We start from the raw sequence: 14,949 nt of genomic DNA on the forward strand, positions 1-14,949 counted from the left end.
GCGCCGTCCGAACCGGTGCGGACGAGCACCGGGAATGGGGGCTGGAATGGCAGGCAAGGTCAGGGTCGACACCGACTGGCTGAACGGGTACGCCAAGCAGGTCGCGGCGGCCGGTGACGAACTGGGCCGGGCCGCAGGCTCGCTCAACACCAGCCCGCTCGGCCCGGCCGCCTTCGGCGAGCTGGGCCGGGAGGTGGGCAGCGCGGAGTCCTACGCCAGGGCCGCGGAGTTGTTGCGCGGTCAGCTCAACCGGGCAGGCGAGGTGCTGCGCTCGGCCGGGGTCGAGCTGGGCGAGGTGGTCACGCACTACAAGGGCGGCGAGTTCGACAGCACCGCCGGCCTGCGCCGCACCGAGGGCGGGCGGTGACCGTGGACTTCAACTCGTTGCGCGCGCACCCCGAACCGCTCACCGTCTCCGCGCCCACCAGCGGGCCGGACGGCCGGGCGGTCGCCCGTGGCCTGGACGACCACCTGAACTACCTGTCCAGCACCGCCCGCCAGCTCGGCGTGCCCGACCCGGTCGAGGAATATTTCGGCCCGGTGGTCGGTCAGTGGAACGACATGCACGCCGAGGCCGTCCGCTGGCGCACCGCGGCCCGCGGCCTGGAGGACGTCTCGGCTCGGGTGACCGGGCCGCTGGGCGGGCTGGACTCGGTGTGGGACGGCGCGGACTCCGACGCCTTCCTGGACCACATGCGCAAGGTTGGCCTGGCCGGCGCCGGCGTCTCCGACGCGATGGTCGCGCTGGCCGACGCGCTGGACGCCACCGCGGACGGCCTGCGCCAGATCGTGCGCGACCTGGTCGAGGTGCTCGCCGACAGCGCGGAGAACATCTCGGGCGCGATGATCGTGCCGGTGCAGGGCGAGGCCAGGGCCAAGAAGTACCTGGACGACCAGCAGCGCCCGACCAAGGAACTCTTCGAGGCGGCCCGCCAGGTGCTCTCCGCCCTGGTCGGCCTGTGCGACGGCTTCGAGCAGGCGGACGCCTTCGCCACGCTCAAGCTCAGCCACACCATGCCGACCGCCAACTGGTCCTTCGAGGCCCCGAAACCGCCTACCGGCACCGAGGACGGCACCAAGGCTGCCAAGGGCGGCGGCGGGGCCGGCGGTGGAGGCGGCGGCTTCGGCGGCGGTGGTGGTGGCCTGGGCGGCGGAGGTTCGGTCGGCGGTGGCGCCGGCGCCGCGCCCGCCGCGCCGCTGGCTCCCGGTGGCGCCGCGGCGGCGGTGCAGGGCCCGGCGGCCAGTCCGATGGCCGCGGCGGCCGCGGCCGGTCCGATCGGTCCTGGCGCGGGCGCGCCTGCCGCCGGTGGCATGGGCGGGATGATGCCGATGGGCGGCATGATGGGCGGCGGTGGCGGCGGTCAGGGCGGCGACCAGGAGCACAAGTCCAAGACCAGGGTCACGGCCAGCTCCAGCGAGCTGTTCGGCAAGCCGAAGAAGGCCGCGCCGCCGGTCATCGGCGAGGACTGAGTCCACACACCACAGTCCACACACCACAGTCCACACACGACGGTGGCCGTCCCCCGCGAACCTGGGGGACGGCCACCGTCATTTGTCGTTTCCGGGGCTAGTGCAGAGGCCGCAGCGCGGACTCCTCCTCGGCCCTCTTGTCCCGCTGCACCGTGCGCACGATGAACAGCGTCAGCAACAGCAACCCGAGCCCGCCGCCCGCGCCCGCGAGCGCGACCACGATGGGCGTCCAGTTCTTCTCCACCGGCGGGCTCAGCGGCATGGTGTCCCGCACCGGCGGCATGGGCGTCACGCCCGCCTCCTCCGGCAGCACCGCGGTCAGCGCCGCGATCGGGTCGACCATGCCGTAGCCGAGGTAGAAGTCCCGGCCGCCCTTGCCCGCCGGGTGCTGCGCGGTCTGCTGCAACCGAGACATCACCTGGTAGGCGCTGAGGTCCGGGTACCGCTCCCGGACCAGCGCGGCCACGCCTGCCACGTACGGCGCGGCGAAGCTGGTGCCCTGGATCTCGGTGGGCTTGCCGCTGTTGTCCAGCATCCGGTTGGCCAGCTTGGTCGCGCCCCTGCCAGGGTCCAGCGAGGTGATCTTGGTGCCCGGCCCGGCGATGTCCACCCACGGGCCGCCGATGGAGAAGGTGGCCCGCTCACCCTCGAAGGTGACCGCGCCGACGGTGAGCACGTCGTCGTCGAAGAAGGCGGGGCTGGCCACCACGTTCGCCCGGCCCGGCGAGTTGTTCTGCTTGCAGCTGCTGGACTCGTCGCCCTCGGAGGTGTTCCCGGCCGCGACCACGATGACCTTGTTCTTGGTCTTCACCGCGTACCGCACGGTGCCGCGCAGCGTGGCCTGGTCGGCCAGTGAACCGACCGGGCCGCAGATGGTCTCGGAGATGTTGATCACCGTGACCTCGGGGTCGTCGGCCGCCCGGCGGATGGCCTGGGCCAGCGTGTCCAGCCGGCCCGCGGAGCGTTCCTGCCCGGTCCTGGTGTCCTTGGCCTTCCAGAACGGGTCGGTCTGCCGGAAGGCCAGGATCTTCGCGTCCGGCGCGACGCCCTTGAAGCCCTCGGTGCTGTCGTCGTTGTCCGCGGCGATGATCCCGGCCACCAGGGTGCCGTGACCGTTGCAGTCCTCGGTGCCGTTCTTGCCGTCCTGGACGTAGTCGCCGCCGCCCTCAAGCCGCCCCTTGAGCCGCGGATGCGGGTTGACGCCGGTGTCGATGACCGCGACCTTCTGCTTCTTGCCGGTGGCGAAGCGCCAGGCCTTCTCGAACTGCAGCACCATCTGGCCCCACGGCCGGGGTTCCACGGTCAGCCCGTTGTTGCCGGGCACGATGCAGTTCTGCTTCTGCTCGTACGGCATGTCCTTCACCGCGGGCGCGAGTCCGGCGGGCGCGCCCGGAGGCGGGGGCTTCGGGAACACGTCATCCGGCTGGGACGCGGCCGAGGTCGTCGGCTGCTGGGCCTGCGCCACCGAGAACGGGCTGAGCGCGAGCAAGGTGGCCGTGACGCCGGTCAGCGCCGCGGCACAACGCATCCGCCGCGCCATCACATGTGCCGGATCGCGGAGTACAGCTCCATGACGGCCAGCGCCAGCGGCAGCACCGCGGCGATGAAGATCGCCTCGGCGACGTCGACCGAGCGGCGCATCGGCGGCGAGAATCGCTGCGTCGGGAACACCACGCCGAGCACCAGGCTCAGCGCGGCGAGCACGACCAGGGTGCCGAACACCCACAGCAGCTGGCCGAACGGGCTGGCGGTGAGCATCCAGCCGACCAGCAGACCGCCCGCGGACAGGATGCCGGTGGACAGCAGCGCCACCGCCTGGCTGCCATTGGCGTAGGTGCGGGCGCGCAGCAGCAGCACCGCGGTGACCACCGCGCCGAAGATCGGGCCCCAGAACTTCGGCATCGTGCTGGCCAGCGTCGCGCCACCGGCGGCGATCAGGCCGCAGCCGATGATCATGCCGGTCATGTACTCGTGGGCAAGGCCCGCGCGCCGCTCGATCACCTCGTAATCCGGGAACCCCTGGTCCTCCTTGAGGTCCTCGGCGTTGCTCGGCACGTGCGGCAGCGGGATCTTGGCCATCTTGATGGTCATCTGCGGCAGCGTGGACAGCACCACCAGCGCGGCCGCCGCCGCGCCCGCGCCGAAGCCGTGCGGCGGGTAGTCCACGAACATGGCCACGGTGGAGGTCAGCAGGCCGATCACGCCGACGGTGACCGCGGCGATGAACACCGACACGCCCGCGCCGATCACCATCAGCGCCGCGCCGCCGACCACCGCGACCAGCGCGAAGGCCAGCAGCAGGTTGGCCGCGCCGGGCACCCCCGGCACCGCGTAGAGCCCGGCCACGAAGGCCATCGGCAGTCCGCCGGTGGCGGCGATGATGATGCCGGTGGTGGGCGCGGCGTAGGAGCGCACGACCACCGCGCCGACGATCACCGACACCACCGCGGCCACGCCCGCGGTGATCGCGGCGGCCAGCGAGAAGGCGCCGCCGGCCAGCCACACGGTGGCCGCGGCGGCGATGAAGGCCAGGCCACCGGCCCAGTGTCCGAGGCGGCGCGCGGTGTCGGCGTCCCAGGCCCGGAAGCTGTCCGGGTCGGCGTCGGCGATGGCGTCGACCACGTCGTCGTAGAGCGCCTTGGGCGGGTTCTCCACCCGCCGGCGCAGCTGCAGGATGTCGCCGTCGACCACGGCCAGCGAGGCCAGTGTGCGGCCCGGCTCCAGCGGATCCTGGCCGATCTTGGCCAGGCACCAGCCACCGTGGCGCACGCCACCGTCCGGGCTGTTCTCCTGGGCCATCTCCAGCAGCATCGGCAGCAGGTCGGCCACCGCGACATCCGCGGGAAGCGCGACGTCGATGCGCGTTCGCGGTGCCACCACGGTCACTCGGCTGAACACCGTCGTCCCGGTCGCCACCAGGCGCCCCCTTGCTCGTGTACTTGGGTCGGTCTCGGCTCGTGCCGCGTCATTCGTACCCGGTTCGGGGCGCATTGCCCGAACTGGCCCTAGCGGTCGGTGAGCGCCCCTAGTATGGCCGCACCGATGTTCCCGGCACCCCGGGTTCGGGCGGAATGGGGTAGGAAAGTCTCCCTGGGCCCCCGTCTGGGTGGCGGGTGCACCGGTTTGGCCGATGACGAGCGACTAAGAGGTATCCGTTCGGTGAGCACGCTTCAGTTCAAGCGTTCGCCGCGGCTCAGCCCGCCGCGACCCCCCGGCGGCGAGGTCCACCTGGAGCCGCCGCCCGAGGTGCCCAGGGTCATCCCCGGCAACATCTTCATGAAGGTGCTGCCGTTCGTGATGATCGTCGCCTCGGTCGGCATGATGATCTTCATGTTCCAGACCGGGGGCAAGAACCCCCAGTCGCTGCTCTTCGGCGGCATGTTCCTGATCTCGACCATCGGCATGATGGCCGGCGGCGGGATGGGCGGGGGCGGCAAGGGCCAGAAGAAGGCCGAGATGAACGAGGACCGCAAGGACTACCTGCGCTACCTCGGTCAGATGCGGCAGCGGGCCAGGGAGGCCATCGCCGAACAGCGCGCCGAGCGCGAGTGGGTGCACCCGGACCCGAAGATGCTGTGGTCGCTCACGGCCAAGAAGAGCCGCCGGATGTGGGAGCGCCGGGCCAACGACCCGGACTTCGTGCACGTGCGCATCTGCGTCGGCACCCAGCGGCTGGCCACCCGCCTGGTCCCGCCGCAGACCGGCCCGGTCGACGAGCTGGAGCCGATCTCCACGCTGGCCCTGCGCCGCTTCGTGCGCGCGCACTCGCTGGTGCCGGACCTGCCGATCTCGATCACCATGCGCGGGTTCGCCGCGATCAGCCTGCACGGGGAGCGGGAGCTGACCCGGCCGCTGGCCAGGGCCATGCTGGCCCAGCTGGCCACCTTCCACACCCCGGAGGACCTGCTCATCGCGGTGGTCACCGCGGGCAAGACCAAGGCCGAGTGGGAATGGGCGAAGTGGCTGCCGCACGCCCAGCACCCCAAGCTGGTCGACGGCATCGGCCAGCTGCGCATGATGGCAGGCTCGCTGGCCCAGATCGAGGAGTGGCTGGACCAGCTCGAGCAGCCGCTGCGGGACCGCCAGCGGTTCACCCGCAACGCGCCGCCGAGCACCGACGAGCCGCACATCGTGATCGTCATCGACGACGGCGACGTCACCAGGGAAGAGAACATCCTGATGACGGAGGGGTTCACCGGCGTCACGCTGCTGGATCTTTCCGACAGCCTCGGCTCGCTGGCCTCCCGGCGCGGCCTGCGCCTGGTCGTCGAGCCCACCCGGCTCGGCGCGCGCAGTGCCAGCGGGGTGGAGTGGTTCGGCGCGCCGGACGCGCTGAGCGTGGCCGAGGCCGAGGCGCTGGCCCGGCGGTTGTCCCCGTACCGCACCGCCACCGGCGGCGGCGAGGCCAACGAGGACGAGCCGTTGCTCAGCTCCAACGTTGGCCTGTTCGAGCTGCTCGGCCTGCGTGACCCGATGACCTTCGACATCGCCCAGGCCTGGCGGCCCAAGCCGATCAGCGACCGGTTCAAGGTGCCCTTCGGCGTCGGCGAGTTCGGTCAGCCGGTCGAGCTGGACATCAAGGAGGCCGCGGTCGGCGGCATGGGCCCGCACGGCCTGTGCATCGGCGCGACCGGTTCGGGTAAGTCGGAGTTCCTGCGCACGCTGGTGCTGGGCCTGATGGCCACGCACTCCTCGGCGCAGCTCAACCTGATCCTGATCGACTTCAAGGGTGGCGCGACCTTCGCCGGCCTGGACGGCGCGGCGCACGTCGCGGCGGTCATCACCAACCTGGCGGACGACCTCACCATGGTCGACCGGATGCGCGATGCCATCGCCGGTGAGATGAACCGGCGGCAGGAGTCGCTGAAGAACGGCGGCAACTTCAAGAACGTCTGGGACTACGAGGCCGCCCGCGAGAAGGGCGCCGACCTCGACCCGCTGCCCGCGCTGTTCATCGTCATCGACGAGTTCTCCGAGCTGCTCTCGGCCAAGCCGGACTTCATCGACCTGTTCGTCGCGATCGGCCGGCTGGGCCGCTCGCTGCAGATCCACCTGCTGCTCGCCTCGCAGCGGCTGGAGGAGGGCAAGCTGCGCGGTCTGGACACCCACCTGTCCTACCGGGTCGGCCTCAAGACCTTCTCCGCCTCCGAATCCCGCGCGGTGCTCGGCGTCCCGGACGCCTACGAGCTGCCGTCCATCCCGGGCTCGGGCTACCTCAAGTACGGCGCGACCGAACCGATGATCCGGTTCAAGGCCTGTTACGTCTCCGGCCCGTACCGTCCGCCGGGCATGCAGGCCGTGCAGACCTCCGCACCGGTCGGCGGCGACCGCAGGCCGAAGCTGTTCGTGCCGGACTTCGTGGAGATCCCGAAGGAGCCGGTGCGGCCGGTCACGGTGGACAAGCCCAAGGAGGAGAAGAAGCCGGACGCCCCGGTGGAGCCCTCCGAACTGGACATCGTGGTGCAGCGCACCAAGAACCAGGGCCCCAAACCGCACCAGGTGTGGCTGCCGCCGTTGGTGGAACCGCCCACCCTGGACCAGTTGCTGCCGATGCTGGCCCCGACCGAGGACCGCGGGCTCACCTCGCCCGGCTTCTTCGGCAACGGGCGGCTGACGGTGCCGATCGGCGTGGTGGACAAGCCGTACGAGCAGCGCCGGGACCTGCTGTGGGCCGACCTGTCCGGCGGCGCCGGACACATGGCGGTGGCCGGTGGCCCGCAGTCGGGCAAGTCGATGGTGCTGCGCACCCTGGTGATGTCCATGGCGCTCACGCACACCCCGCAGGAGGCGCAGTTCTACTGCCTCGACTTCGGTGGCGGCACCATGGGTTCGCTGCAGGGCCTGCCGCACGTGGGTGGCGTGGCCGGGCGACTGGACCCGGACAAGGTGCGCCGGACCATCGCCGAGGTCACCTCGCTGATGAACGAGCGCGAGCAGCGCTTCCGCGACCTCGGCATCGACTCGATGGTGGAGTTCCGCAACCGCAAGCGGCGCGGGGAGATCCCCGGCGACCTCTACGGCGACGTCTTCCTGGTCATCGACGGCTGGCTGAACTTCAAGCAGGAGTTCGAGAACCTGGAGATGCAGGTCGTCAGCATCGCCTCCCAGGGTCTGTCCTTCGGCGTGCACGTGGTGATCGGCGCGACCCGCTGGGCGGAGATCCGGCCCGCGCTCAAGGACCTGCTCGGCACCCGGTTCGAGCTGCGCCTGGGTGACCCGAGTGAGTCCGAGGTGGACCGCCGGGTCGCGGTGAACATCCCGCAGAACCGGCCCGGCCGCGGTCTGTCCGTGGAGAAGCTGCACTTCCTGGTGGCGCTGCCGCGGATCGACGCGATGCCCTCCACCGAGGATGTCGGCGCCGGCATCGCGGACGCGGCGCAGAAGGTCACCGCCGCCTGGCGGGGTCCGGTCGCACCGCGGGTGCGCATGCTGCCCGACGTGCTCCACTACGAGGAACTCCAGGTCAACCCGGAGCTGCCGCGGCACATGGTGCCGATCGGCATCAACGAGGACGAGCTGGCCACGATGTACCTGGACTTCGACGCGGAGCCGCACTTCCTGGCCTTCGCCGAGCGGGAGACCGGCAAGACCGCGCTGCTGCGCGCGATCACCAAGGGCATCTGCGACCGGTACACGCCCAAGCAGGCCCGGATCATCATGGTCGACTACCGGCGCACCATGCTCGGGTTCGTCCCGGACGAGCTGCTGCTGGCCTACGCGGCCTCGTCCAACCAGCTCGGCGGCATGGTCAACGACATCAAGGCGTCGATGACCAAGCGACTGCCCGGTCCGGACGTCACCCAGGAGCAGCTGAAGAACCGGTCCTGGTGGACCGGCCCGGAGCTGTTCCTGATCGTCGACGACTACGACCTGGTCGCCCCGCAGGGCAACAACCCGCTGGCCCCGCTCTCGGAGTTCCTGCCACAGGCCAAGGATGTCGGCCTGCACGTGATCCTGGCGCGCAACTCCGGCGGCGCCAGCCGGGCGATGTTCGACCCGATCATCGGCAAGATGCGCGAGCAGGCCAGCCCGGGCATCGTGATGAGCGGAAACCGGGACGAGGGCGCGCTGCTGGGCAACGTGAAACCGTCCCAGATGCCGCCGGGACGCGGCACCCTGGTCAGCCGCAAGGCCGGTCAGGCGCTCGTTCAGGTCGCCTACCTGCCAGGAGACTGAGAGTGAGGGCTCGTTGAGCCTGCGCGTCGCGATCGACTTCGGGACGTCCAGCACCTGTGTCGCGGTGTCCGTCGACGGGCGGGAACCGCAGCTCGTGGTGGTGGACGGCGCCGACTCGGTGATGCCGTCCGCGGTGTACGCCGCCGCGGACGGCACCCTGTTCGTCGGTCACGAGGCTGAACGGCAGGCCGCGGTCGACCCTTCGCGCTACGAGCCGAACCCGAAGCGCCGGATCGACGAGGGCGAGCTGCTGCTGGGCAGCGCGGTGCTGCCGGTGCTGGACGTGGTGCGCGCGGTGCTGGCCAGGGCGGTCACCGAGGCCAGGCGGCTGGCCGGCGGGGCCCCGGTGGACCTGCTGGTGCTCACCCACCCCGCGGACTGGGGCGCCATCCGCACCAGGGTGCTGCGCCAGGCGGGCAACCGGCTGGCCAGCGAACTGGTGCTGGTGCCGGAACCGGTGGCCGCGGCGGTGTTCCACTCGGCGGGCCACGTGCTCTCCGACGGCGCGGCGCTGGCCGTGCTCGATCTGGGCGGCGGCACGGTGGACGCCAGCGTGGTGCGCAGGCAGGGCGAGTCCTTCCAGGTGCTGGCCACCAGGGGCGATCCCGGTTTCGGCGGCGCGGACATCGACCAGCTGCTGCTCGAACACGTCGGCGTGCTGGTCAGCGCGGTCGACCCGGACGGCTGGCGCTCGCTGGTCGAGGGCAGGGAGCTGGCCGACCGGCGGCGCAGGCGGGTGCTGCGCCAGGACGTCCGCGGCGCCAAGGAAACCCTGTCCCGGCACGCCTACACCGACGTGCCGCTGCCGCCCCCGTTCCCGGACGCGCACGTCACCAGGGCGGATCTGGAACGCCTGATCCACACCCCGCTGGCCAGGGCCGCCGAACTGGTCCAGGCCACGGTGCACACCGCCGGCCTGACCGCGGCCCAGCTCAGCGCGGTCTTCCTGGTCGGCGGCTCCAGCCGGATCCCGCTGGTGGCCCGCCTGGTACACGAAGCCACCGGAATAGTCCCCACGACCCTGGACCAGCCGGAAACCGTGGTCGCCCGCGGCGCCCTGCGTGCCGTGGCCGCCGACCCGCACCGCACCGCCAACCTCCCACCCCAGCCACCCCCACCCCCACGCCTGCCCCCACCGTCGCACTACACCCCGCCCCCACCCCCGCCTCCCGCACCGGCCAAGACGTCCAAGACCCCCTGGCTGATCGGCGGCGCGGTGGTCGCGGCGGTGGCCGCGGTGGCCATCACCGTCGCCCTGACCACCACCGGCAACCCCCATGCGAGCACCAGCGGCACCCCCACCCCGACCAGCCAGACCCCGTCCGGCCAGCAGATCGCCCAGTACAGCTACCGGTTCAGCCTGCCCGAGGGCTGGTACCAGGCAGGCGGCGACGGCCCGACCCGCAAGGTCCAGCTCCGCCCGGACGGCGAGACCACCGGCCCGGACGTGGTGGCGGTGGAGGAACGCGCGCTGACCTACGACAGCACCACGGACCGTAACCGCGCGCTGAGCGAACTCCGGTCGGAGTACCAGAAGGTCGAGGCCGACGGTTACTCCGGGTTCAACCAGAGTCACCGCTTCGCGGGAAAGGACGTCGTTTACTACCGGCGCACCGCCGGTGATGCGACAGTGGACTTCTACGTGGTCTTCCAGGGCAGGGCCCAGGTCACGGTCGGTTGCCAGTCCTCGGCCGGAGGACGGGAACGGGTGCGCGCCGGCTGCGAACAGGTGGTCGCCACCCTGTCGATCACAGGTTGAGAGCGGTTCGGAAGGGCAACAGCGTCATGGGGGATCAGGTACCGGTGCACGACGTCATCGCCCGCTTCCGGGCCGAGGTGAACGCCGCCGTCGACCGGGGCGGCCGCGCCGCCGCCGAGGCCAGGGAACACAGCGACACCTTCCGCGGCCAGACCCGCGACCTGACCGAGCAGATCCGCAAGGGCCAGCTCACCCCGGCCCGCGAGGACCTCACCAAGCCGGGAGCCCGCACCCAGGCCACCGACTTCCGCACCGCCCAGCGCCTCCCGGTCGAAGACCTTCCCGATGGCGAACAATTACTCGCCCCACCCCCAGAACCATCCCCCGAACGGGGAACGCAAAAGCAAACAAAGGGCGCCAACGCCTGGCCGTCCCGAATGCAAAACCCTCGCCGCACCGGCGATGACGAGGACTTTTCCCAGGAGCAAATCCTCTACTGACCCCGGGTTCCGCCCCGCGACGTTTACTGTCGCAACGGCTTCCGGAAACCTGACAACGCGATGGAACCGACCATGGCAGGGTCAGCGTCACAACGATGTCCGACAAGAACGACCCAACTAGGGGGTTCCTCAAAATGGCAAGTGGATACGGTCTTGACGCCGAAGGCATGGCGAAGGCTGCCAACGACGTCGACAAGGTGAACAACGAGATCACCTCCGAGCTCCGCTCGCTGCGCAGCGGCCTCGAGCCCCTGATCGGCATCTGGAAGGGCTCGGCCGCCACCTCCTTCGGCAAGCTGATGGAGCAGTGGGGCGCCGAGACCGAGAAGCTGAACCAGGCTCTCGGCGGCATTGCCTCCACCCTGAAGGAGCAGTCCGGCGGCTACATGCTCCAGGAAGAGGAAGCCTCGTCGAACATCTCCGGCATTGCCGCTGGCCTCGACGGCTGACCTGCTGCTCCAGTCTCGCTGATTCGCACACATTCTTCGTAAGACTTGCCAAAGGGGTTTGAACGTGGAAATCAACATTGACTTCGGTGCCCTCCAGGAGGGTCAGTCCGGCTGCCAGCGTGCCGCGGGCAACATGCAGACCAAGCTCGACGACCTGAAGTCCAACCTCCAGCCGCTGATCTCGACCTGGACCGGTGGCGCTGCCGAGGCGTACCAGGTCCACCAGAAGGCATGGGACCAGTCCGCGGTCAAGCTGCAGGAGATCCTGGCCAAGATCGGCATCGCGCTGGGCACCGCCACCGAGGCCTACCAGCAGAACGAGTCGAAGTCCGCCGGCTCCTGGTGACCAGGCTCTGACCTGACGACTTCTGGCCCCGAGGCGATATCGCCTCGGGGCCAAGTCATGTTCAATCTAATCGCGAGCGGCAGCGATACTCGCGCCAACCTCGGCAGCCTCCATCATTCGCATCGAGCAGAAAAGCTTGTGTGCCTCTTGCCAGTAGGACAGCGCGGCAGTGGTCTCGCCGGCTTTCTGCGCTACGTCGCCGAGTACGTGGAGTGTGTGTGCCTGGCCCGGCACATGGCCGGTGGCTACATGGCAGTTGAGCGCCGCGGTCGCGGTTTCTTGCGCTGTTTTGAGTTCTCCCGCCAGCGTGCAGGCGGACGCCAGGGTGGTCAGTCCCTGATGTTCGCGAAGCAGATGGCCATGCTCACGCGAGATGGTGACGGCCCGGCTCGCATCCTGGATCGCGGACTCGAGCGCGCCTGTCCGCCGGATATTGCTCCTGCAATTCAAGGCGAAGGAAAGATTCTCTGGAAGCCCTTTCTCTTCGCTCAGTCTTACTGCTCGATTGCTGAACTCGATGGCCGCGTCCGCATCGTCGACCTTGTTGAGAATAAGTGACCTGAGCGAGAGGCTGTAGGCTTCGGCGAAGTATAGGGTCATACTGTGGGAGACTTCGAGTGCTCCCTCGGTTTCTTTGAGGGCGGCCGCATACTGTCCGAGATTATAATGGGCAATTGCGGCCTCGTTGTAGGCTAGGATCTGATTCTCTTTGGCGCCCACTCTCTTGGAGTCTAGTAGTGATTTCTCTGCCACCGGGATTGCCTTGGAAAATTGTCCAATACTGTTGAGTGCGGCCGCCATGTTCACCTGGGCGACCATAAGAAGCTCCGAAATCCCCAATTCCTGGGCGCTTTCTGCGGTGGCCTCGGCTGCTGTGTAAAAGTCGTCCAGTCGCGCAGTCATCCAGTATGCGGAGCTGAGGTTGTTCAGTGCAATTGCCCCGCCGACTCGGTTGCCGGAGGCGTTCGACAGACTAAGTGAAGACTCGTAGTGTCTGATTGCCGAATCGATGTCCCCTGTCTTGTTGTCGATCAAGCCGAGCATGTTTGAGGTGTGCAGCATTCCTGTGTCAGATCGCAATTCGCGGTAGATCACCTGGGCTTCGAGTGCTGCTTTCCTGGACTTCTCGTAGTTGGCGCTTTTGAAGTAGCTCTGGGATATGGTTGCCAACATGTATGCCTCGGCCGGGCGATTGCCAACCTCCTGGGCCGATTCCAGGCAAGATGATCCGATGGCCAATTGCTCCAGGTGCATCCCAGCTGACTGAATGTATCTGCGGATAGCGTCGGCAATTCCCCAGGCGGTTTCAGTGAACTGTTCTTCGAGTGCTCTGGTGATTACTGCCGCTAGGTTAGCGACCTCGGATTCCAGCCATGATCGCGCTAGTTCGACACTGGTGAACACGCTGCCCGAAGAGGTGGGGAATTCCTCTGGATATAGGTGAAAAATTCCTGGGTAGAGTGTGGCGCAGGCTGCTCTTGCTGATGTCAAATAGTGGCCGTACAGGGCAGATTTGAGGTCCCTGGACTGATTCTCATGGGCGGACTCGCGGAGTTGGTGGGATGAGTACAGGCGCAGCAGGTCGTGTAGGCTGTAACGGTTTTCGTGCTGCTTCTGTATCAGGTGGGCGGAGCTAAGGTGGTTCAATGCAGGTTCGACCTGATCGGGCGACATTTGCATCAGTACTGCGGCCTCCGCCAGGGTGAAGTCGCTTCCTGGGACAAGGCTCAGTCGTGCGAACAGTTTTTGTTCCTCGGAACCAAGGGCTAGATAGGATAGATCAAAGGCGGTTTGCACTGCAGATTGCTCGTCGCCGCTGATGGACAGATTGTTGAGCCGGTTACTGCTCTGTAGCTCTGCTATGAAGCCGTGCAGGTTCGGTCGCCGGGAACTCGCGATGTTGGCCGCAGCGATCCGAAGGGCGAGGGGCAGGAAGGAACACAGGTTGGCGAGTGTGTCGATTTTTTGTGGCTCCGCCGCCACCACTGCAGAGCCAAGGGTTGAGGACAACAACGTCTTTGATTCGCTGAGGGTCAGCACGTCGAGTTGCTGATGATGGGCCTCGGTCAGCTCGGACAGCTTGTTGCGACTGGTGATGATCGCCCCGCAACCTGGACCGGTAGGCAGGAGGTCGTGAACCTGCTCGATGGAAGCAGCGTTGTCCAGGACGACCAGAATCCGGCGGTTGCGCACGCACTCCTGGTAGCGAGCTGCCAGCTCTTGCTGTTCGACCGGGATCTGCTCTGCGGCGACACCGAGGCCGCGGAGGAAACGAGAAAGTACCTGTGCCGGTGACATGGGCACGCGGACATCGAATCCACGGAGATTCACGTGAAGCTGGCCGTCGGGGAAGTCTCGGCGCAGGGTGTGCCCGATCCGGATGGCCAGCGCGGTCTTCCCTACGCCCGGAGGTCCGGAGATAATCACTGGAACGGACTTGCGCAGCAACGAGATGATCTTGGCGCTTGCCTCGGTTCGTCCGACGAAGTCCGGAATATCCAAAGGTAGCTGAGCTGGGAGCACCGTGGGATGGGCAGGAGCGAGCGGTCTAGGTGAACCAATCGAGCCATCCTGGGTCAGGATCATTTGATGCAGTTCGCGGAGCCGCGGGCCGGTGCCGACTCCCAGTTCTACCTTGAGGATCTCTGCGGCCTCGGCGAATGCCTCCAGGGCCTCCGCCTGGCGATCGCTGCGGTACAACGCGGTCATCAGCTGAGCCCAGAACTCCTCGTGCAGCGGGAACTCTGCGGTCGCCGCTCGCAGACCGGCGACCAGTTCTCCGCTTCCGCTGGTTTCCAGCTCCACTGCGAACCGCAGCTCCATGGCCCTGATTCGTCCGTCAGTCAGCCGGGCGACATGGCGCTCACGCAGGAGCTGCGATGGCACGTCCGCGAGCGGCTGCCCCCGCCACAACCGCAGCGCCTCGCCGAGCAATCGCGACCGTTCCGCCGCGCCCGCCGCCTCCGCCGACCGGACCAGCTCCCGGAACCGGAACACATCCACCGACTCCGGCGGCACTTCCGCCAGGTACCCACGTCCTGAAGTCCGGATCACCGACGCCCCGAGCGACTGGCGCAGGCGACGCACGTAGGTCTGGATCGCCGCCCGTGGCTGTGCCGGCGGGTCGAACTCCCAGAGTTGCCCGGTCAGTTCTTCGACCGAGACGGGTTCGCCGGTGCGGAGCAGCAGACCGGCCAGCAGGATCCGGTGTTTGGCCGCGCCGATTGTTCCGGCTGGGGTCAGCAGTGGTCCGAGCACGCCGAATATCGGCTTCATCAACAGCCCCCCTGTCGAGATGCTGTGATGCTA

Annotated in this window: 10 protein-coding genes; 7 read left to right on the plus strand and 3 right to left on the minus strand. The window is 68.5% G+C overall.

Annotated elements, in window-relative coordinates; genetic code table 11:
- The first annotated feature begins 46 nt into the window (after positions 1-46).
- Positions 47-367 carry a hypothetical protein gene (locus MZC64_RS03385; RefSeq protein WP_247755573.1) on the plus strand — a complete coding sequence of 107 codons (321 nt, stop codon included), beginning with the start codon at positions 47-49 and terminating at the stop codon, positions 365-367.
- Positions 364-1,470, plus strand: a complete 1,107-nt coding sequence (locus MZC64_RS03390; protein WP_247755574.1) for a hypothetical protein — start codon at positions 364-366, stop codon at positions 1,468-1,470. Before MZC64_RS03385 ends, MZC64_RS03390 begins: the two co-directional genes overlap by 4 nt.
- Positions 1,471-1,567: 97 nt before the next feature.
- On the opposite strand, the gene mycP is transcribed toward MZC64_RS03390, so the two are convergent.
- Both mycP and eccD read right to left on the minus strand, forming a co-directional pair.
- Positions 1,568-2,998: a type VII secretion-associated serine protease mycosin gene (gene mycP / locus MZC64_RS03395; RefSeq protein WP_247755575.1), complete on the minus strand. Its 1,431-nt coding sequence runs from the start codon at positions 2,996-2,998 to the stop codon at positions 1,568-1,570.
- Positions 2,999-3,009: 11 nt separating this feature from the next.
- Positions 3,010-4,386 (minus strand): type VII secretion integral membrane protein EccD, encoded by a 1,377-nt coding sequence (gene eccD, locus MZC64_RS03400; RefSeq protein ID WP_247755576.1) that lies wholly within the window; start codon positions 4,384-4,386, stop codon positions 3,010-3,012.
- Between the two features lie 243 nt (positions 4,387-4,629).
- Between eccD and eccCa the strand changes: the two genes are divergently transcribed.
- From eccCa to MZC64_RS03425, 5 genes are all read left to right on the plus strand, one after another.
- Positions 4,630-8,646 (plus strand): type VII secretion protein EccCa, encoded by a 4,017-nt coding sequence (gene eccCa / locus MZC64_RS03405; protein WP_247755577.1) that lies wholly within the window; start codon positions 4,630-4,632, stop codon positions 8,644-8,646.
- 13 nt (positions 8,647-8,659) lie between these two features.
- Complete coding sequence (locus MZC64_RS03410) at positions 8,660-10,405, plus strand: type VII secretion-associated protein (RefSeq protein WP_247755578.1); 1,746 nt, start codon at positions 8,660-8,662, stop codon at positions 10,403-10,405.
- Positions 10,406-10,431: 26 nt separating this feature from the next.
- A complete protein-coding gene (locus MZC64_RS03415) occupies positions 10,432-10,845 on the plus strand; it encodes a hypothetical protein (RefSeq protein ID WP_247755579.1) in 414 nt (137 codons plus the stop codon).
- A gap of 95 nt (positions 10,846-10,940) precedes the next feature.
- The gene (locus MZC64_RS03420; RefSeq protein WP_247755580.1) at positions 10,941-11,294 is read left to right on the plus strand and encodes a WXG100 family type VII secretion target; all 354 of its coding nucleotides are present in this window, start codon (positions 10,941-10,943) and stop codon (positions 11,292-11,294) included.
- 64 nt (positions 11,295-11,358) lie between these two features.
- Positions 11,359-11,640 (plus strand): WXG100 family type VII secretion target, encoded by a 282-nt coding sequence (locus MZC64_RS03425; protein ID WP_247755581.1) that lies wholly within the window; start codon positions 11,359-11,361, stop codon positions 11,638-11,640.
- A 66-nt stretch (positions 11,641-11,706) separates the two neighbouring features.
- Here the strand turns inward: MZC64_RS03425 and MZC64_RS03430 are convergent, their stop codons facing one another.
- The gene (locus tag MZC64_RS03430; RefSeq protein WP_247755582.1) at positions 11,707-14,916 is read right to left on the minus strand and encodes a BTAD domain-containing putative transcriptional regulator; all 3,210 of its coding nucleotides are present in this window, start codon (positions 14,914-14,916) and stop codon (positions 11,707-11,709) included.
- Positions 14,917-14,949: the final 33 nt, after the last annotated feature.

The organism is Crossiella sp. S99.2 (assembly GCF_023094165.1).
Classification (GTDB): Bacteria; Actinomycetota; Actinomycetes; order Mycobacteriales; family Pseudonocardiaceae; genus Crossiella.